This window comes from Streptomonospora arabica, from assembly GCF_039531585.1.
GTDB classification, from domain to species: domain Bacteria; phylum Actinomycetota; class Actinomycetes; order Streptosporangiales; family Streptosporangiaceae; genus Streptomonospora; species Streptomonospora halophila.
In genome coordinates this window covers 81,348-100,090 of record NZ_BAAAQI010000016.1, presented here as the reverse complement: position 1 = coordinate 100,090, position 18,743 = coordinate 81,348, and the positions used below count along the sequence as shown (strand labels likewise).

Below are 18,743 nucleotides of genomic sequence, written 5' to 3'. Positions count from 1 at the left end.
GGCGCAGCGGGTCAGGGCGCGGGCGCGGGGGCCTCCTGGTGGTAGACGGAGTGCCACACCTCGTTGCGGATCCGGCTGAAGTCGGCGGAGAGCCGCACCTCCTCCGTCCGCGGGTAGGGGAGGTCCACGTCGATGATCCGGTGGATGCGGCCCGGCCGGGCCGCCATCACGATCACGCGCCGGGCGAGGTAGACGGCCTCGTCCACGTCGTGGGTGATGAACATGACGGTGCGCTGCTCCTTGGTCCAGGTCTCCAAGAGCTGGTCCTGCAGCTGGACCCGGGTGAGCGCGTCCAGGGCGCCGAAGGGCTCGTCCATGAGCAGCACCTGCGGGCTCACGGCGTAGGCGCGGGCGATGGCGCAGCGCTGCTTCATGCCGCCCGACAGCGTTTTGGGCAGGGCGTCGGCGAACTCCGTGAGCCCCACGAGGTCGATCGCCCGCTGCGCCCGGCGGGCGCGCTCGTCGGCGGAGATGCCGGCGATGCGCAGGCCGAACTCGACGTTGCGGCGCACGGTGAGCCAGGGGAACAGGGCGTACTGCTGGAAGATCACGCCGCGGTCCGGTCCGGGGCCCTCCACGCGCAGGCCGTCGACGAGCACCTCGCCCGAAGTCGGCTCGTCCAGCCCCGCCGCCAGGTTGAGCAGTGTGCTCTTGCCGCAGCCGGACGGGCCGACGACGGTGACGAACTCCCGGTCGGCGATCTCCAGGGACACGCCGTCGAGCGCGGTGAAGACGGAGTCCTTCATCGGGTAGGACTTCGCGGTGTCGCGGAATTCGATCTTGTTCTCGGGCTTGTCGGTCATCGGCGCTCCTGCCAGCCGGTGAGGCGCTTCTCGGCGAGCAGCAGCAGCCGGTCCATGGCCATACCGAGAACGCCGATGGCGATGAGGCCCACGAAGATGGTGGGCAGGTCGTAGTAGAGCTGGGCCTGCTGCATCCGGTAGCCGAGCCCCGCCTGGGCGGCGATCAGCTCGGCGGCGACCAGGGTGGCCCAGGAGGCGCCCAGCCCGGTCCGCATGCCGACCAGGATGAACGGGGCCGAAGCCGGGATGATGACCTTCACGAAGATGGTCCGGTCCGGCGCGCCCAGCACGCGTGCCGCATTGATCAGCGTGCGGTCGACGTTGACCACACCCTGCAGGGTCGACACCACGCTGAACAGGAAGGCAGCGAGGAAGATCACGAAGATCTTGGGCACCTCGCCGATCCCCAGGAGCACGATCGCCAGCGGGATCAGGGCCAGCGGCGGGACCATGCGGAAGAACTGGACGTAGGGCTCCAGCAGCCCCCGCGCCGTGGGGTACCAGCCCATGAGGAACCCGATCGGCACGGCGAGCGCGGTGCCGAGCGCGAAGCCGATGAACACCCGCCGCAGGCTCGCGGCGAGGTCGCCGGCGAGGGTCCCGTCGACGGCCATCTCGAACGCGCGCGAGGCGACCGTGAGCGGTCCGGGCAGGTCGGCGATCCCGAACAGGGACACCAGGCCCCAGACCGCCAGGCCGATCACGAGCGAGGCGAGGTTGAGGACGAGCGAGCGCCTCGGACGCCGTCCGGTGCTGCGCGGCCGGGGGCGCGCCGGCGCCTCCTTCTGCGGTGGGGTGATCACGGCCATGGATGCTCCGGCCGGGTCGGGGGGTTGCTCATGAGTCCTCCTCGGACTTCGCGTTCATGGGGTAGCGGGAAAGCACGGGCGATTCGTGGAGCACCAGGGCGATGGCCCCCAGGGCGCCGCCGGTCTCGCCGAGCGTCGCCGGGCGCAGGTCCACCCACTGCCGCGAGAGCGGCATGACGCGCGCCCGCAGCGCCTCCTCCAGGGGCTCCAGCAGTGCCGGCCCGGTCGCGGCCAGTTCGCCCCCGATCACGACGAGGCCGGGGCCGACCGCGTTGCACAGCCCGGCGAGCACGTCGCCGACCCGGGCGCCCACGTCGGCGAGCAGGTCACGGGCGGTCGCGTCGCCCTCGCGCAGCGCCGAGGCCAGCGCCGGGACGTCCTCGGCCGTGCCGCCGGCGGCGCGGTAGGCGTCCAGCACCGCGCCGGCGGAGGCCACGGTCTCCAGGCAGCCGGTGCCGCCGCACTCGCAGGGCTTCCCGTCCTCGACGACCTTGATGTGGCCGAACTCGCCGGACAGGCCCTGCGGTCCGCGGTGCAGCGAGCCGCCGAAGACCAGCCCGCCGCCGACGCCGTAGGAGAGCCGGAGGTAGACCATCTCCCGGCTCCCGGCCGCCGCGCCCCACGTGGCCTCGGCCAGGGCGGCGAGCCGCGTGTTGTTGTCGGTGACGACCGGAACCTCGAAGCGCTCGTGCAGCAGGTCGGGGAGGCCGTCCACACCGCGGGCGGGCGTGGCCTCGTCGCCCGGGTTGAAGACGGGGCCGACGACGCCGACGCCGACGGCGGTGAGCGAACCCAGGTCCAGGCTTCCGTCGCCCAGGGAGTGGACCAGCCGCCCGGCGAGGTCCACCCGCTCGGGCCAGGTCAGCTCGGCCGCGTGCGCGGCGCTCGCCGTGCCGATGACGTCGTGCGCGACGTTGACGGCGGCCACGTGGACGGCGCGGCGGGCGAAGTCGATGCCGATCACCTGGCCGGCGCCGGGGTTGAGGGTCAGCTTCTCCACGGGGCGCCCGCGCTTGCGCTCGGCGGGCTCGGGCAGGGAGGCGACCACGGCGCCGTTGGCGACGAGCTCGGCGACGATCTCGTAGAGGGTCGTCCTGGACAGCCCGCTGAGGCTGCCGAGACTGCTCCGGCTCAGGGGGCCGTGCTTGCTCAGCAGTTCGAGGACGAGCTCTTTGTGGCCACGTCTGAGTCGCGTCAGCGGGCCGGCCTGGGACGACATGCCGACAGCATGCGACCGGGGTGTGATTTTCGTCAAGACCCCGAAAAAAATAGGTGCGACAGGGTCGCCGGAGCGTGCGGGCCGCCTCACCGCAGGTGAGGGCGGGGAGGGCGGATTCGCGCTGCCGCCGGGCGGCACGACAAGACCCCCACGGCCCGGGGGTCGCGGGGGTCGCCGTCTCGCGGGGCGGTGGGCTACAGCTCCGCGGACTTCACCGCGTGCAGGAACGCCGCCCACTCGGCCGAGGGCATCTCCAGGCGGCCGGCGTCGCGGCGCTTGCTGTCACGCACAGCGGCGCCGTGCTCGGACGTGGCGGCGACCTCTACGCAATTGCCCCCCTTTTGGTTGCTGTAGCTACTCTTCTTCCACGTTCCTTCAACGACACTCACGTCCGGCCTCCTTGATCAGTTGCAGCGATTCGGCTTCCGGCAGCGCTGCACCGCGCAGGTCTCCGAAGTGCCGCACGTAGTTGCGCCTTACGTCCGCATTCTCCACGGGGCCGCCCGCTTCCCGTGTCTCCATGTAGAGCACTTCGGTCCCGTCTGGCATGGCGAGGAGGGTGAACTCTTCTGAGAGCCCGGGGTGACACTCGGCTCGTAGAGGGATGACTTGGATGATTGCGCGCGAGCCGTGCGATACCTCGACAAGCCGTTCAATCTGGCGGCCCATGGTCTCATGTCCGCCCGTGCGGCGACGGAGCACGGCCTCATCGAGGATGTAGACGAGTAGCGGCGGGGCATCGGATCTAAGGACGTCCTGCCGTGCAACGCGAGTATCGGTGCGTTCCTCTATCTCCCCTTCTGTCGCCACCCGGTCTCCGTCCCGCAAGATCCGGTGTGCATACTCCTTAGTTTGAAGCAGGCCAGGCACAACCATCGGACTGTAGGCCCTGATCTCTACAGCGGCGCGTTCCAGTTGATCGATGGCCGAGAACTCGGAGGGGATACCGCTGGACCTACTCGACGTCTCCCAAAGTCGGACCAGTGATCCGCTCGTCTCCAACGCGTTGTCGAGTTTGATCACATAGTCGTCTCTTGGTTGTCGTGTTCCGCGCTCGAAAGCACTGATCAAGGCGTGCGAGACCTGTATCCGCGCACCAAGATCACCTTGTGACAGGCCCGCTTGGACTCGCAGGCGGCGTAGCTCATTGCCAAACCGCACCCACTGCGGACGCACCTTGTCGACCATGTACAACAGTCTTCTACGCATCCATGAACGCGTTCAACCGGTATGGCAAAGCTTCTCCACATCAGTTAAACGGTGCACCAGTGTCGTTGAACGCCTATCCCCGGTCGCAGTGATTCAGCAAGGTTGGAATGCCACTGGCAAATAGACGGCCCTGCCGGTGCTTAGCGGGCACCGGGCAGGGCCTTGATCCCCGACCTGAGGAACGCAGGTGGAGACCCATGGCCAACCTTAGCGGCCCCATTCGGCACTACACGCCCGATACGCACCCACCGGCGCACGGTCCCTTTCCGGACCACGCCACCCCGGAGCCGATATGGCGCCGGAGCGGGCACCGCCGCAGGCGGCAGGCGATACGCCCCTACCTCCGGCACCCGCCCGAGCCGGAACACCCTGGGATCGGCCCCGGAGCGGAGCGCCGCGAGCGCACCGCACCCTCCGACGACATGGCCGAACTCGGCGTCCTGGCCCGCCTCCTCGTCGCCCGGCGCCCCGACCTGGCTCACCCCGTCCTCCCGGCCCGCGCTTGCGCCGAGGACCGTCCGGTCGCGCCCCGTGTCCCGCGCCCGCGCGCACCGGTCGACGCGAACGCGAACCGGGCCGCCGCCGTGCTGGAGGCCGACTTCGCCGACTGGGACATTACGGCCGAGGGCGGGGCCTGGTCGCGCGCCACCGCCGCGAGGGCCACGACGCCCGCCGCGAGAAGTGGGGCATGATCCCACCACCGTGCACGCCGACACCGCGGCGCAGATGCGCTACCGGCTGGAGACCCAGCGCACCTGCGATCGGGCGAGGCCGCTCCGTGAGCGCGCCCTACCGCTACAGGGGCGGCGGGCATGGCGAGATCGAGTCCCCGGGCACTGTCGCCGCTGACTACGCCGACGAGTGGGACATCCGCTGCTTCCTCTGGTGCGGCGGCGAATGGTGGACGGCCGAGCGGCACCGGCAGGTTCCCCAGGCCCCCGAGGACCCGCCCGACGCCGGTGCCGACCGCCTGTGCACCCGCTTCGCAGGCTGGTCCAGCCACGCCCGGATCCGCCTGTGGGTGGAAGCCCAGGCCGAGGCCCTGAAGACGAGCGACGACACCCTGAACACGACCTGACACCCTCGCCCGCGCTCCGTACCGGAAGGCTGTGAGCCCTTCTTGCACGATCGAGCGGGCTGCCCGGCTCCGCGCGGCCGGCGGCTGCTTTTTACGGCGCGCATACACCCCCTGTTCCGAGGGCAGCAGAACCCCTAAGGAAGCAATGCCGTACAGCGCAGCGCCGGGTTGCAGGCGGATTCTGACACTGGCTCCGCCCGAGAGGCCGACGCGCCAGGCGGTGGACGGTTGCGGTCGGCGCGTGGTCTCAAACCACGGGTGCGTGCCGAGGCTTCCAACAATGCACGGGAGTCTTCCCCAGGTTCGCCCGCGCTTCGCGTGGGCGAACCGCCGCTGTCCATTTGCGACAACTACAAGATCAACAGTGATGTGCCGCGTGTAGCCGCGTGGCCGCCCGCCGGCCCGCCGGGTTCCGAGACGCCTTCCGCGCCATCCCCCGAAGGCTGCACCGGTCACCCCTGCGGCTTGGTGCGCCGTCCCGGCTCCGGCAGCTCCCCTGTCTCCACCACGTCCTCCGCAAGGTCCCGCAGCTGACGTTGAGCCGTCCTTGTGCATCAGGGAGATCCCCGCGAACTCCGCACCGCCGATCTCGCGCCGAGCGCTGGCCGTGATGCCTCGCAGCGTCTCCTCCATCGAGGGAAGCTCAACCAGTTGCCCGGCCAGCCGGACAAGGGGCTGGGCAATATTCAGCGCGTCGCCGTCCACAGGGCGGTCCCCTCCTCCGAACACCGCCCGGAGTTCTTCGGTGCCCAAGGTCGGCTCGTTGGTGCCATTACCCACCACCGCGTAGGTAATCCCGTTTGCACCGTGTTCGGTTACGCGACCGCTGCAGGGCCGGGCGGGCGGATCCGCCTGCGCTGCAACAGTCGTGCTTCCCCGGCGGCCGCGCCCCCGCTGAAGCCGAACGGCGGAGCGGCTTGCCGGGCTGAGCGCGGCGCCGCGACGAGCGGCATGTCGGCCCGCGGGGACGCCGTCCGCGAGGGCCGGGTCGGCGGAGTCGGAGGCGGGTCAGCGCCAGCCGAGTTCGGGGGCGACGTAGCGCAGCAGGCTGTCGAGCACGTGGGCGTTGTAGTCCACGCCCAGCTGATTGGGCACGGTGAGCAGGAGCGTGTCCGCGGCGGCGACGGCCTCGTCGCGGGCCAGGTCCTCGACGAGTTTGTCCGGCTCGGCCGCGTAGGTCTTGCCGAACCGCGCGAGGCCGTCGTCGAGGTGGCCGACCTGGTCGGTGCTCCCGGCCTGCCGGCCGAAGAGCTGGTGGTCGAGCTCGCTCACCAGCGGGAAGACGCTGCGGCTCACCGAGACGCGGGGCTCGTGGGCATGGCCCGCCTTCTGCCACGCCTCCTTGAAGAGGCGGATCTGCTCGGCCTGCAGCTGGTGGAACGGCACACCGGTGTCCTCGGTGAGCAGCGTCGAGCTCATCAGGTGCATCCCCTGCCGGCCGGCCCATTCGGCGGTGGCGCGGGTGCCGGCGCCCCACCAGATCCGCTCGCGCAGGCCCGGGGAGTGCGGCTCGATCCGCAGCAGTCCCGGCGGGTTGGGAAACATCGGCCGCGGGTTCGGCTCGGCGAACCCCTCGCCCCTGAGGACGTCGAGCAGCTTCGCGGTGTGCTCCCGGGCCATGTCGGCGTCGGAGACGCCTTCGGCCGGGCGGTGCCCGAAGTACTCGTAGCCCTTGACGACCTGCTCGGGGGAGCCGCGGCTGATCCCGAGCTGGAGCCGCCCCCCGGCGATCAGGTCCGCGGCGCCGGCGTCCTCGGCCATGTACAGCGGGTTCTCGTAGCGCATGTCGATCACGCCGGTGCCGATCTCGATCCGCTCGGTCCGCGCCCCGATCGCCGCCAAAAGGGGGAAGGGCGACGCCAGTTGCCGGGCGAAGTGGTGCACCCGGAAGTACGCCCCGTCGGCGCCGACCTCCTCGGCGGCGACGGCCAGGTCGATCGACTGCAGCAGTGCGTCGGAGGCCGACTGCACGCGGGAGTGCGGCGAGGGTGTCCAGTGCCCGAAAGACAGGAATCCGATGTTCTTCACAGTTTGGCCAACACCGCGCGCACGCTGGTATTCCGACGGCGAGGCGGGAGAGGGTGCCGACCGGGATGCCGGTGGCTCCGACCGGCGTTCAGCATGTGCGTCCGCTGCGGCACCGCAGCTCCCGCAGACGCGGGCAGACGGCGCTGGGCACGGCGTCGAAGGCGTCGCTCATCCCGTACCGACCCGCGGATTTTGCGGTTCTCGCAAAGGACTTTGCCCTCATGTCCCCGGCGGAGCAGTTTGGGGTTCGGGAGGTGGTCACGGTGAGTCGAGACAACCGACGTAGGACGTCGCCGACCCGGCGGCCGACGTCCGCGCGGCGGCCGCCTCCGGCGCCGCCGCGGGCGCGATCAAGTCCGGTCCCACCGCCGAGGAGACCGACCGCGCGGTGGCGGTCGACGACGCCCCCTTCTCATCGGAGCCGGAGGCCCGCCTGTGCGAGCACCTCTGGGCGACCGGCGCCACGGCATCCGACCGCAGCAGACCAACGAGAGGCGAGGACGATGGAAGCACAGTCCTGGGACGAGAAGTACGCCGGCCGCGAGCAGATGTTCAGCGGTGCCCCCAATGCGGTGCTCGTCGCCGAAGCGGCCGACCTGGCGCCGGGGCAGGCGCTCGACGTGGGCTGCGGCGAGGGCGCCGACGCCCTCTGGCTGGCCCGGCGCGGATGGCTGGTGACGGCGATCGACGTCTCCGGGGTCGCCCTGCAGCGCGCCGCCGCCGCGGGTGCCGACGTCGCCGACCGCGTGGCGTGGCGGCGCGGCGACCTGACCACCATGCCGCCACCCGTCGGCGCGTTCGACCTGGTGTCCGTCCAGTACGTCCCGCTCCCGCGCAGTCCGGACCACGCCGCGCTGCGCGGCCTGCTGGCGGCCGTCGCCCCCGGCGGCACGCTGCTCGTCGGCAGCCACGACCTCGCCGACCTGCCGGAGCGCCTCGAGCACGGGGCCGCACCGGGCGGCTACTACCAGCCCGCCGACATCGCCCGGCTCCTCGGCTCCGACTGGAGCGTCCTGGTCGACGAGGCCCGTCCGCGGAACGTGCCCGCGCCCGCGGGCACACACCACACCCGCGACACCGTCCTCCGAGCACAGCGCCTGCCGTGACGAGCTCGCGTCCGAGCACCGGCGGCCGCCACGCCGGGGGAGGCGGGACTCGTCCGCTCCTCCCGGTGGAAACCGCCGAAGCCGCGCGCGTCCTGCCAGAGGGTGTCAGGGACAGGGAGTAGAACGAGCAGGGGAGGGAGCGGGCGGCCGGAACGAGGGGGCGCGGACACGGTGGGCGAAATGGGCGAGACGGACGGCACGGACGAGACGGGGCGGGCGGGCGGAGCCGGCGGGGCGCCGCTGAAGGGCAGGGTGGCCCTCGTAGCGGGGGCCACACGCGGGGCGGGCCGCGCCATCGCGGTGGAACTGGGCCGCGCGGGCGCGGCCGTCTACGCGACCGGTCGCACCACCCGGACCGCCCGATCGGAGATGGACCGGCCCGAGACGATCGAGGAGACCGCCGAGCTGGTCCAGGCCGCGGGCGGCACCGCCACCGCGATCGCGGCCGATCACCTCGACCCCGACCAGGTGCGTGCGGTGACCGAGCGTATCGACGCCGAGCAGGGCCGGCTGGACATCCTGGTCAACGACGTCTGGGGCGGTGACGTCTACACCGTCTTCGACAAGCGGCTGTGGGAGCTGTCCCTGGAGCAGGGCCTGCGCCAGCTGCGGCTGGGCGTCGACACCCACATCATCACCAGCCACTTCGCGCTGCCCCTGCTCAACCGCGAGCCCGGAGGCCTGGTCGTGGAGATGACCGACGGCACCGCCGAGGCCAACGCCGAGTACCGCTCCTCCGTCGGCTGCTTCTACGACCTGGCGAAGGTGTCGGTGCAGCGCCTGGCGCTGGCCCAGGCCGAGGAGATGCGGGCCGCCGGCGGCACCGCCGTCGCGGTGACCCCCGGGTGGCTGCGTTCGGAGATGATGCTGGACGCCTTCGGCGTCACCGAGGCGAACTGGCGCGACGCGGTCCGGCACCAGCCGCACTTCTGCATCTCCGAGAGCCCCGCCTACACCGGGCGCGCGGTCGCGGCCCTGGCCGCCGACCCCGACCGGGCCCGCTGGGCGGGCCGGACGGTCTCCAGCGGCGGGATGGCCCGGGTCTACGGATTCACCGACACCGACGGATCCCGCCCCGACGCCTGGCGCTACCTCGCCGAGGTCCAATGGGCGGGCCGGCCCGCCGACTGCACCGGCTACCGCTGAGCCTCCCGGCCCCGCCGCGGCGCCCCCGTGCTGCTCCCGGGGCACGACGGGCCTGCCGCGCGGTCGCGTGCGCAGCCGCCGCCCGCCGGGCGGTGGAGTCCGAACGCAGGCGAGAGGATCGGGAAGGCCGGTGCCGAAGCGCCGCCCGCCGGGCGGCGCCGCGGGTCGAGCCCGCCGAGCCGGGCGATCGGCCCCCCGGCGCGTCGCGGCTGAGGGCGCCTGCGACACGACTGCGACGCGGCGCGGACGGCCCGCCGACACCGGCACAGCACACTCGGCGCCATGACACCAGTTCCACCTGCCGCGGCCGCCGGGCCCGCCCCGGGGCCCTCCATCGGACCGACCGCCGAACCGGGCACCGGGGGAAAGGCCCACCTGCACGCGTTGGACGGGCTGCGCGGTGCGGCGATCCTCGGAGTGCTGCTGTTCCACACCGGGCACCTGTCCGGCGGCTTCCTCGGGGTGGACCTGTTCTTCGCCCTGTCCGGCTACCTCATCACCGACCTGCTGCTGCGGGAGGTCGCAGCGACCGGCACCGTGTCCCTGGCGGCCTTCTGGGGCAGGCGGATCCGCCGGCTGATGCCCGCGCTGGTGACCATGCTCGCCGCCGTCACCGTCCTGGTCTGGGCGGCGGGACCGCCCGACATGGTGCGGACGACGCTCGCCGACGGCCCGTGGGTTCAGCTCAACCTGGTCAACTGGCACCTGATCGCGGAGTCGGCGGGCTACTGGGACCGGTTCGGGGCGGAGCGGGTGTTCGAGCACCTGTGGAGCATCGCCGTCGAGGAGCAGTTCTACCTGGTCTGGCCGGCGGTCCTGCTGGTCGCCGCCCGGTCCGGGCGGCGGGCGGACCGCCGGGTCGCGGCCGTGGCGGTGCTGGCCTCCGCCGCGTCGCTGGTCCTGATGGTCGCAGTCGTCAGTCCGGCGGACCCGAGCCGCGTCTACACCGGTACCGACACCCGGGCGTTCTCGCTGCTGCTGGGCGCCGCGGTCGCCACCCGGCCGGCGCGTGCCGTGCTCGCGCGTGCGGTCGGCCGGTGGGCGGGTGCCGCCGCGGCGGTGGCGGCGGCCGGGATCACCGCCACGTGGCTGCTCGCCTCCGGTGCGGATTCGCTGTGGCTGTTCACCGGCGGGCTCTTCGCGCACTCCGCGGCCTCCGCCCTGCTGATCGGGCTGTGCGCGCAGTCGCCGCGGACGCCGGTGGCCAGGGCCCTCGCCTGGCGTCCGCTGCGGTGGTTCGGACTGGTCTCCTACAGCCTGTACCTGTGGCACTGGCCCGTCATCGTGCTGCTCTCGCCGGAGCGCACGGGACTCGGCGGATGGCCGCTTACGGCGCTGGTGTGCGGCGTCGCGACCGGTCTGGCCGCGCTGTCGAAGTACCTGATCGAAGACCCGATCAGGTTCCGCGCCGCGTGGGCCCGAGGGCGGAGCGGACTGGTCGCCTTCGCCGCCGCCATGATCGGCCTGGCCGTGCTGTGGGCGGCCCTGCCCGCTCCCGCTCCCCCCGCGGTCGACGTCACCGCGCTGGACTGATCACTCCATCAGCGGGCAGGAACGCCGCCGGTCCGAATCCGGGGCGGGCTGGGTGAAGCGGACCTGCACCTTCGTGCTCTGGGAGCCGCCGCTCTGCACATGGACCCCCAGCGCCGTGCACACCAGCTGGTCGGTCCCCAGCGCGGTCACGTCGTCGGCCGTCAGCGGCACGTGCAGCCGGATCACGCCCCGCCCGTAGGCAACGCCCACCCGGGTCATCGATACCGGGGCGATCTCCGTCCGCAGGCCGGAAGCCGCGCCGGGACCCGTCAACAGCAGCGACATCGCCTCGGGGACCGTGCCCAGGCCGCCGGTCCGCCGCTGGTCCGGCCGGAGCCCGCCGTCGGGTCCGACGAAGTACAGCGTCGGACCCGCCGCCACGCCGGTCGGCGCCTCGCCCGCGCCGGTGACGGCGGAGGGCTGGATCCCGCAGCCCGCCAGCACCACGACCGCCAATACCGGCCAGATCCGTTTGACCGCTCCTGTCACAGGTCCTCCAGGTCTCGGGGGAGCCGCAGCACGAACCGCGCACCGCCGCCCTCGGCGGTGTCCGCGGTGAGGTCGCCACCGTGCAGGCGGGCGTTCTCCAGCGCGATCGCCAGCCCGAGCCCGCTGCCGGGGGTGCGGGTGCGCGCCGGGTCGGCCTTGTAGAAGCGGTCGAACACGTGCGGCAGCACGTCGCCGGGCAGGCCGGGACCGCTGTCGGCGACCTCGATCCGCACCTGCCGGCGAGACGCCCGCACGCGCACCCGCACCGGCGGTTCGCCGTGCCGCAGCGCGTTGCCGACCAGGTTGGCCACCATGACGTCCAACCGGCGCCGGTCCAGCCGCAGCACGGCCCCCTCCGGCGCCTCCAGCTCGACGCGGTCCAGCCACCCCCGCGCGCGCAGGCAGTCCCGCACGGCGCCGGCCGCATCGACCTCCTCCGCCCGCAGCCGGGCGGTGCCGGCGTCGAAGCGCGACACCTCCATCAGGTCCTCGACGAGCGTGACCAGTCGGCGGGTCTCGGTGATCGCCATCTGCGCGGACTCCCGGTCGTCGGGCTCCATCCGGTCGGCGGCCGTTGCCAGCACCTCCATCACCGCCGTCAGCGTGCTCAGCGGGGTGCGCAGCTCGTGGGAGACGTCGGCGGCGAAGCGCCGGGCGTCGGCCTGCATGCGCCGCATCGCGTCCATCGACGACTGCACCGACTCGGCCATCTCGTTGACGGTCGCCGTCAGCTCGCCCAGCTCGTCGGCGCCCGGGGCCGGCGACCGCGCGTCGAGGTCGCCGGCGGCCAGCCGGCGGGCGGTGTCGCGCAGCTCGCGTACCGGTCGCAGCACGCTGCGCGCGGCCAGTAGCGCCAGCAGCACCGCCGGCGGCAGCGCCAGCGCGGCCGTGGCGACCGCGGACCCGGCGAGGCCGTCGATCCGCCGCTCGACGCCGGAGAGGTCGCGCACCGAGTACACCTCGATACCGGAGGGGGTGCGCTCTCCGTCCGGCGCGGTGATCATGACGGGCATCCCGACCAGCAGCCAGGGCCGGCCGTGGGCGGTGATCCGCTGGGTGACCGGGCGGTTCCGGTCCCGCACGGCGCTGCGCAGGGAACCGGTGACCAGACCGGTCCTGGAACCGCCGGCGGAGCGCATGCCGCGATAGGTCACCAGCGTGTTCCCGCCGACGGCCGCGCGCAGCCGGTCGAGTGCGCCCTGGTCGGGCGGATAGACCAGTTCGGGCGCGACCGCGCCGACCCGGTCAGCCGCGGTCTCGGTGATCCGCTGCTCGGTCGTGGCGACCAGCGCCCGGCTCGCCGATCCGGCGCTCGACCAGGCCGCCGCGCCCGCACCGAGCACGGTCACCAGAACGAAGGCGACCAGCAGTCGGGCGCGCAGCCCGCGCAGCCACGACCGCCCGGTCACAGGGGGCCGAACCGGTAACCGAAACCGCGCACGGTCTGCACGTACGCCGGGGCCGCCGGATCGTCCTCGACCTTCGCCCTCAGCCGCTGCACGCAGTTGTCGACCAGGCGGGAGTCGCCGAGGTAGTCGTGCTCCCACACCTCCTCCAGCAGCTGCCGGCGGCTGAACACCCGCCCGGGCGCCCGGGACAGGGTCAGCAGCAGCCGCAGCTCGGTCGGCGTCAGCGCCACGGCTTCGCCGCGCAGCGACACCGTCAGCCCCCGGGTGTCGATGCGCAGGTCGCGGTGGACCCGCACGCCCTCGGAGACCCCTGTGCTGCGGCGCAGCACCGCGCGGATCCGCGCGTCGAGCACCGAGGGCCGGGCCGGCTTGACGACGTAGTCGTCGGCGCCCGCCTCCAGGCCGCCGACCACGTCGACGTCGTCGCCGCGTGCGGTCAGGATGATCACCGGTATCTCGCCCGCCGTCCGGATGCGGTGGCACACCTCGAAGCCGTGCATGCCCGGCAGCATCAGGTCGAGCACCACCAGATCCGGCGCCGCCGAGCGCAGCTCGCGCAGGCCGTCCTCCCCCGTCGCCGCCGTGCGGACCTCGTGGCCGTGCCGGCCGAGCGCGAGCTGGAGGCCGCGCCGGACCAGGGGATCGTCCTCGACGAGCAGAATCGACGTCATCGCACCCAGTATGGACACCGGGCGGCCCGCGCCGCGGCCGCGGCGCACTCTTGCGACACGACCGCGACACGGCGGGGGAGGCGCAGGGACGGGGCGGCGGCAGTGTCGGAGCCATGAACAGGAAACCGATTCCCGCTCTCCGGCTGATCAGTCTGATCGGTCTCGTCCTGGTGGCCGCGGGGTGCTCCGGCCACTCCACGGCGTCGGACACCTCCGGACCGACCGGTGCGGCCGACTCTCCCTCCGGACCGGAGCTGTCCACGGTGCTCTTCCTCGGCGACTCCGTCGCCGCGGGCGAGGCGCTGCCGTTGGCGGCCGCGTTCGAGGCGAGCGACGTCGGATTCGAGTCCATCGCCTCCGACGGCGGCGGAAACGTCGTCGGACCGTTCTCCGACAAGAACTGGGAGAAGCTGCCCGGGCAGATCACCTCCGCAGAGCCCGACGTGGTCGTCTACCAGATCACGACCTACGACTGGGGGAGCCGCACGGAGCAGCGGGACGCCTACGACAGGCTGCTGAGCACGGTGACCGACGCCGGCGCGAGGCTGGTCTTCGTCACCTCGCCGCCGATCAAGCCCGACGACTTCTACCGGCCGCACATGGGCGAGTTGGAACGGGCCCCCGAGGCGGCCCGGACGGTCGCCGACTCGTCGGAGAAGGCCGTCCTGCTCGACGCCGGCGCCGTCTGGGGCGACACCTACCAGCAGGTCACAGACGGCAAGGCCTACCGCAGCGCCGACGGCATCCACACCTGCCCGCAGGGGGCCGCCCGCTTCACCGAGTGGCTGCTCGGCGAACTGGCGAAGCGGTACTCCGGCTTCACCCCCGCCGACGCCCAGGAGTGGGCCAACACCGGCTGGTCCGCGGACGAGCACTTCACCAACTGCTGACCGGGGCCGGTCCCAGGCGGGCCTCCCGGGCGCGGCGGCGATCCGGGAGGCCCGGTCTCCTCAGCCGATCAGGTCGCGGCGGCGCAGGCCGGCCAGGCCCGCCGCGCACAGCCCGGCCGCGAGGGCCGTGAGGACGATCAGCGTGGCGGCGCCGGGCACGCCCAGGAACGGCAGCACGTGCGAGAACGGTGAGAACGCCAGGAACAGCCAGCTCGGCCAGCCCAGATGCTGGCCGAACTCCACAGTGAGCGCGACAACCAGCGCGCCGTAGGCCACCACGGGCGCGGCGCGGCCCGCCAGGCCGCAGGCGGCCATGGCGATGCCCACCATCACCCACACGGCCGGGATGAGGCGCACGGTGATCGCGAGCATGGCGGACGCGTCGTCGGCGCCCAGGGCGAACCCCAGGCCCACCACCACCAGCAGCACCGCGGGCACGGCCAGCGCCGCCGCGAGGTGCCCGGCGGCCCAGCGCAGCCGGCTGACCGGAGTGGACAGCAGCAGTGCGGCGTGCCCGTCGTCCTCCTCCGCCCGGATCCGCAGCACGGTCTGGAGCGAGTACAGCGTGATCGGGAAGACGGTGGTGAAGGCGATGTAGACGAACAGGACGTCGGCCGGGTCGGCCGACCCCGTCGCCGCCGCCCACTCGGCCATCCGGTCGCTGGTGGCGTACTGGTCCATGGCGGCCGACCCCACCAGGGCCGTGGGCACGCAGATGGCGGCCGTGCCCGCGACCCACGCCAGCGCCATCGCCCGGTGCTGCCGCCAGGCCAGCCCGAACGTGCCGCTCAGCCCGCGCGGTGCGGTGGTGGGGCCGGGGCGTGAGGCCAGCACCCCGGAACCGAGGTCGCGGCGCTCGGACAGGAGGAGCGCCACGCGCACGAGGACCACGACCAGGGCCGCGACCAGCAGGAACGGCCACCAGCGGTCCGCCGCGAACGGCTGGGTGCGCTGCAGCCAGCCGTTCGGCGTCAGCCACCCCAGCCAGGTCAGGCCGGGTCCGGCGAGATCGGAGACCCCGCGGACGAAGTGCAGCCCCATGAAGGCGGCGAAGGCGCCGACGATCGCCGCGCGCGGCCCGGACGTCAGCTGCGCCGCGACCACCGCCATGGCAGCCGAGATCCACACCGCGCTCCCGACCACGAGGCCGAAGATCAGCGATCCGGTGGCGGGCATGCGGGAGGCCAGCATCGCCGCGCTGGTGAGCACCGCCAGAAGCGCGCCCGCAGCGAACACGACGAGCAGCGCCGCGGCCAGCGGGGCGTGGCGTCCCACCGCTGTCGAGCCCACCAGCTCGCGCCGGCCGGCCTGCTCGTCGGTGCGGGTGTGCCGCACCGTGAAAACCACCGCGCCGAGCGCCGCGAGAATGGTCGCGGCGCCGAACGTCTCCTGCACCAGCAGCGCGTTGATGTCGGTGCCGTAGGCCGGCCCCTGGAACAGCTTGTACATCGGGACGTCGGTCATGACCTGGTCATAGCGCGCCTGGCGGGCCGCGGCGGTCGGATACAGCGACGCGTAGGTGCCGCCCGTCCGCCCGGCGGCCACGCCCCAGCTCAGCAGCAGCCACACGGCGAGCATGACGCGGTCGCGCCGCAGCAGCAGCCGGGCCAGCATGCCGGCTCCGGTGAACGTGCCGCCGGCGCCCGCCGGCGCCCGCCGGCGCACCCGGCGCGAGTGCGGCCGCGCTCATCGGGCCGCCGTTCCCAGTCCGCGGCCCCGGTCGGCGGGTGCGCCCGGTTCGGCCTGGTAGTGGCGCAGGAACAGCTCCTCCAGCGTGGGCGGTTGTACCGTGACGTCGACCAGTCCCAGTGAGTGGAGGTGGACCAGGACGTCGCCGACCCGGTCGGTGTCGACCTGGAGGCGCACGTGGCGGCCCTCGGTCCGCAGGCCGTCCACCCCGGCCAGTCCGCTCAGCCCGCTCGGTTCGGCGGCCAGCTCGGCCGAGACCGAGGAGCGGGTGAGGTGGCGCAGCTCGGACAGGGCGCCCGCCTCGACCGTCCGGCCGGCGCGGACGATCGTCACCCGGTCGCACACCGCCTCGACCTCGGAGAGGATGTGGCTGGAGAGCAGGACGGTGCGGCCCCGGGCGCGCTCCTCGGCGATGCACTCGCGAAAGACCGCCTCCATCAGCGGGTCCAGTCCCGAGGTCGGCTCGTCGAGCAGCAGAAGCTCGGCGTCTCCGGCCAGGGCCGCGATGAGCGCCACCTTCTGCCGGTTGCCGGTGGAGTAGGTGCGGCACCTCCTGCTCGGGTCGAGTGCGAAGCGCTGCACGAGGTCGTCGCGGCGCCGCCGGTCGGCACCGCCGCGCAGCCGCCCCAGCAGGTCGATGACCTCGCCGCCGGTGAGACCGGGCCACAGGGCGACGTCGCCGGGGACGTAGGCCAGGCGCCGGTGCAGCTCGACGGCCTTCTCCCAGGGGTCCCCGCCGAGCAGCCGCACCGTGCCCGAGTCCGGGCGGCTCAGGCCGAGCAGGATCCGCAGTGTGGTGGACTTGCCCGCCCCGTTCGGGCCGAGGAAGCCGTGCACCTCGCCCGGTCGGACGGCCATGTCCAGGCCGTCCAGGGCGCGTGTGGTGCCGAAGGTCTTCACCAGCCCGGTGATGTCAACGGTCTCGGTCATCGTCGGGTCCGTTCTGTGACGTGGAGGTGCCGCGCTGGTAGGTGTGCGCCGCGTCGCGGATGGCCGTTCCGGTGTCGGAGGCCGCGAACTCGGCCATGGAGGCGTAGACGTCGAACATCGCCAGGCCGATTCGTGCCGTGTTCTCGGCGGCCAGCACGTCGGCGCCCATGCGTCGGGAGAGGTGCCGGTGCAGCACGACCGTCGCCTGGTGCATCGCGGCCATGACCGCCGCGGCGTCGCGCACCCGGTCGGAGCCGGGCGGGAAGCGCTCGGGCCAGGTCCGGCTCAAGAACGCCTCGGCGGCCGAGGCGCCGCTGTCGAAGAACGACGCGGCCGAAGGGGAGCCGTCGACCATGGCGCGGGCGACGTAGCGCAGGATCAGCGGGCTGTGCTGGAACATCCGGGAGAGGAAGTCGGGGTCGGTGATCTCGCCGCCGGTGACGCCCAGGCCGTCGAGGCTGCCCAGGGTCTCGGCGGCGTAGGTGTCGCACGCCTGCCGCAGGGCGTCCTTCGCGCCGAAGTGGTGCTGGACGAGCCCGATCGAGACCCCCGCGGCCTCGGCCACGCCCTTGAGGGTCGCGCCGGCGAACCCGTGTTCGGCGAACTGCGCGAGTGCGGCGTCTCTGATGCGTGCCCGCGCGGTCAGATCCTCGGGCGGCCGGTCGCCTGGCCTGTTTGCTGTAACCACGTATTTGAGACTATATGAGTTTATTGCTTCTTGTCCATGACGTATTGCCGGCGCCGACGTTCGCTGACCGCATCCGCCGCGCCGGCGGCCGCCGGGCCCTGCCCGGCTGCGTCACCTCGGGGGCCGCCCCGGCGCCCGGACTTCTCCTCACCCCGCGGACGGCGACCCGCTGAGGGTTGAACGGTGTTCACGTCGGTGCCAGGCTGACCGCATGCAGTCGACCCGGGCGGACGAGGCGACCGAGGCGGCGGCGCACCCCGGGCGCAGCGGTTTTCGCCGGGTTCACAGCCCCGGGCGGCACCTTCGGCGCCTCGCGACACGGGGCGTCGTCTTCATCGGCTCCAGGCGGCACGGCCGCTCCAGCGTCGGCTGACCGGTAGGGGGAGTATGACGAGGGTGATCGGCACGGCCGCGGAACTGCGCGAACATGTGAAACCACCTGTGCGGGCGATCGCGGAGAAGGGCATCGACCACATCGACGCCGAGTCGCGCCGCTTCATCGAACTGAGCCCGTTCTTCCTGCTGGCGACCGCGGCCGAGGACGGATCGTGCGACGTCTCGCCCCGCGGCGACCTGCCCGGAAGCGTCCTGGTGCTCGACGACCGCACGCTGGCGTTCGCCGACCGCAAGGGCAACCGCCGCCTTGACAGCCTGGAGAACATCCTCCAGTGCCCGCACGTGGGCATGCTGTTCCTCGTGCCGGGCTCGGGGGACACCGTGCGGGTCAACGGCGGCGCCCGAATCGTCGCCGAAGCCCCTTACCTGGAGCGGATGGCCATGCGGGGCGTCACGCCCGGACTGGCGGTCGAGGTGACGGTCGAGGAACTGTTCCTGCACTGCAGCCGGGCTTTCGCCCGCTCGTCGCTGTGGGACGCAGACACCTGGCCCGAGCGCGCGGAGGTGCCCAGCGCGGGAAGGATCGCCCGCAGCCAGGCCGGTTCGAAACTCCCCGCCGCGGTGTTCGACGCCGTCCTCGACCGCGCCGCCCGCGACCCGTACTGATCCGCTCCCCGGCCTTCCGGGGGAAGGGACGACCGCCCCGCCGC

The 18,743-nt window shown here is 73.0% G+C and carries 19 protein-coding genes; 7 read left to right on the top strand and 12 right to left on the bottom strand.

Features of this window, described 5'->3' with window-relative positions; translation table 11 throughout:
* Positions 1 to 11: 11 nt before the first annotated feature.
* From ABD284_RS20955 to ABD284_RS20935, 5 genes are all read right to left on the bottom strand, one after another.
* A complete protein-coding gene (locus tag ABD284_RS20955) occupies positions 12 to 803 on the bottom strand; it encodes an ABC transporter ATP-binding protein (protein ID WP_344146306.1) in 792 nt (263 codons plus the stop codon).
* A complete protein-coding gene (locus ABD284_RS20950) occupies positions 800 to 1,612 on the bottom strand; it encodes an ABC transporter permease (protein WP_386699563.1) in 813 nt (270 codons plus the stop codon). Before ABD284_RS20950 ends, ABD284_RS20955 begins: the two co-directional genes overlap by 4 nt.
* 28 nt (positions 1,613 to 1,640) lie before the next feature.
* A complete protein-coding gene (locus tag ABD284_RS20945) occupies positions 1,641 to 2,831 on the bottom strand; it encodes an ROK family protein (RefSeq protein WP_344146300.1) in 1,191 nt (396 codons plus the stop codon).
* Positions 2,832 to 3,025: 194 nt separating this feature from the next.
* Positions 3,026 to 3,220, bottom strand: a complete 195-nt coding sequence (locus ABD284_RS20940) for a DUF397 domain-containing protein (protein WP_344146297.1) — start codon at positions 3,218 to 3,220, stop codon at positions 3,026 to 3,028.
* Complete coding sequence (locus ABD284_RS20935) at positions 3,207 to 4,019, bottom strand: helix-turn-helix domain-containing protein (protein ID WP_344146294.1); 813 nt, start codon at positions 4,017 to 4,019, stop codon at positions 3,207 to 3,209. The genes ABD284_RS20940 and ABD284_RS20935 overlap by 14 nt, the downstream gene beginning before the upstream one ends.
* A gap of 443 nt (positions 4,020 to 4,462) precedes the next feature.
* On the opposite strand from ABD284_RS20935, the gene ABD284_RS20930 reads away from it, so the two are divergent.
* On the top strand, positions 4,463 to 4,732 hold the full coding sequence (locus ABD284_RS20930) for a hypothetical protein (RefSeq protein WP_344146291.1): 270 nt from the start codon (positions 4,463 to 4,465) through the stop codon (positions 4,730 to 4,732).
* Between the two features lie 86 nt (positions 4,733 to 4,818).
* Positions 4,819 to 5,118 (top strand): hypothetical protein, encoded by a 300-nt coding sequence (locus ABD284_RS20925; RefSeq protein ID WP_344146288.1) that lies wholly within the window; start codon positions 4,819 to 4,821, stop codon positions 5,116 to 5,118.
* A 1,008-nt stretch (positions 5,119 to 6,126) separates the two neighbouring features.
* Here ABD284_RS20925 and ABD284_RS20920 read toward each other — a convergent pair.
* Entirely contained in the window at positions 6,127 to 7,146 is a 1,020-nt protein-coding gene (locus ABD284_RS20920) for an LLM class flavin-dependent oxidoreductase (protein WP_344146285.1), read from the bottom strand.
* A gap of 503 nt (positions 7,147 to 7,649) precedes the next feature.
* Between ABD284_RS20920 and ABD284_RS20915 the strand changes: the two genes are divergently transcribed.
* The 3 genes from ABD284_RS20915 to ABD284_RS20905 all read left to right on the top strand — a co-directional run bounded on the left by ABD284_RS20915 (position 7,650) and on the right by ABD284_RS20905 (position 10,931).
* Positions 7,650 to 8,252, top strand: coding sequence for a class I SAM-dependent methyltransferase (locus ABD284_RS20915; protein WP_344146282.1), 603 nt, complete (start codon positions 7,650 to 7,652; stop codon positions 8,250 to 8,252).
* 180 nt (positions 8,253 to 8,432) lie between these two features.
* Positions 8,433 to 9,398: an SDR family oxidoreductase gene (locus ABD284_RS20910; protein ID WP_344146280.1), complete on the top strand. Its 966-nt coding sequence runs from the start codon at positions 8,433 to 8,435 to the stop codon at positions 9,396 to 9,398.
* Between the two features lie 282 nt (positions 9,399 to 9,680).
* Positions 9,681 to 10,931, top strand: coding sequence for an acyltransferase family protein (locus ABD284_RS20905; protein WP_344146278.1), 1,251 nt, complete (start codon positions 9,681 to 9,683; stop codon positions 10,929 to 10,931).
* Here the strand turns inward: ABD284_RS20905 and ABD284_RS20900 are convergent, their stop codons facing one another.
* From ABD284_RS20900 to ABD284_RS20890, 3 genes are read right to left on the bottom strand one after another with little or no spacing between them, the layout of a single operon-like run.
* Positions 10,932 to 11,420 carry a hypothetical protein gene (locus ABD284_RS20900; RefSeq protein ID WP_344146275.1) on the bottom strand — a complete coding sequence of 163 codons (489 nt, stop codon included), beginning with the start codon at positions 11,418 to 11,420 and terminating at the stop codon, positions 10,932 to 10,934.
* Complete coding sequence (locus ABD284_RS20895) at positions 11,417 to 12,829, bottom strand: ATP-binding protein (protein ID WP_344146272.1); 1,413 nt, start codon at positions 12,827 to 12,829, stop codon at positions 11,417 to 11,419. The genes ABD284_RS20900 and ABD284_RS20895 overlap by 4 nt, the downstream gene beginning before the upstream one ends.
* Positions 12,826 to 13,500 carry a response regulator transcription factor gene (locus ABD284_RS20890; RefSeq protein WP_344146269.1) on the bottom strand — a complete coding sequence of 225 codons (675 nt, stop codon included), beginning with the start codon at positions 13,498 to 13,500 and terminating at the stop codon, positions 12,826 to 12,828. Before ABD284_RS20890 ends, ABD284_RS20895 begins: the two co-directional genes overlap by 4 nt.
* A 113-nt stretch (positions 13,501 to 13,613) precedes the next feature.
* On the opposite strand from ABD284_RS20890, the gene ABD284_RS20885 reads away from it, so the two are divergent.
* Positions 13,614 to 14,390, top strand: coding sequence for an SGNH/GDSL hydrolase family protein (locus ABD284_RS20885; protein WP_344146266.1), 777 nt, complete (start codon positions 13,614 to 13,616; stop codon positions 14,388 to 14,390).
* Positions 14,391 to 14,450: 60 nt separating this feature from the next.
* On the opposite strand, the gene ABD284_RS20880 is transcribed toward ABD284_RS20885, so the two are convergent.
* The 3 genes from ABD284_RS20880 to ABD284_RS20870 all read right to left on the bottom strand — a co-directional run bounded on the left by ABD284_RS20880 (position 14,451) and on the right by ABD284_RS20870 (position 17,697).
* Positions 14,451 to 16,004, bottom strand: coding sequence for an ABC transporter permease (locus tag ABD284_RS20880; protein WP_344146263.1), 1,554 nt, complete (start codon positions 16,002 to 16,004; stop codon positions 14,451 to 14,453).
* A 72-nt stretch (positions 16,005 to 16,076) separates the two neighbouring features.
* Entirely contained in the window at positions 16,077 to 17,009 is a 933-nt protein-coding gene (locus tag ABD284_RS20875) for an ABC transporter ATP-binding protein (protein ID WP_344146260.1), read from the bottom strand.
* On the bottom strand, positions 16,993 to 17,697 hold the full coding sequence (locus ABD284_RS20870; RefSeq protein WP_344146257.1) for a TetR/AcrR family transcriptional regulator: 705 nt from the start codon (positions 17,695 to 17,697) through the stop codon (positions 16,993 to 16,995). The genes ABD284_RS20875 and ABD284_RS20870 overlap by 17 nt, the downstream gene beginning before the upstream one ends.
* 387 nt (positions 17,698 to 18,084) lie before the next feature.
* Between ABD284_RS20870 and ABD284_RS20865 the strand changes: the two genes are divergently transcribed.
* A complete protein-coding gene (locus ABD284_RS20865) occupies positions 18,085 to 18,699 on the top strand; it encodes an MSMEG_1061 family FMN-dependent PPOX-type flavoprotein (RefSeq protein ID WP_344146254.1) in 615 nt (204 codons plus the stop codon).
* Positions 18,700 to 18,743: the final 44 nt, after the last annotated feature.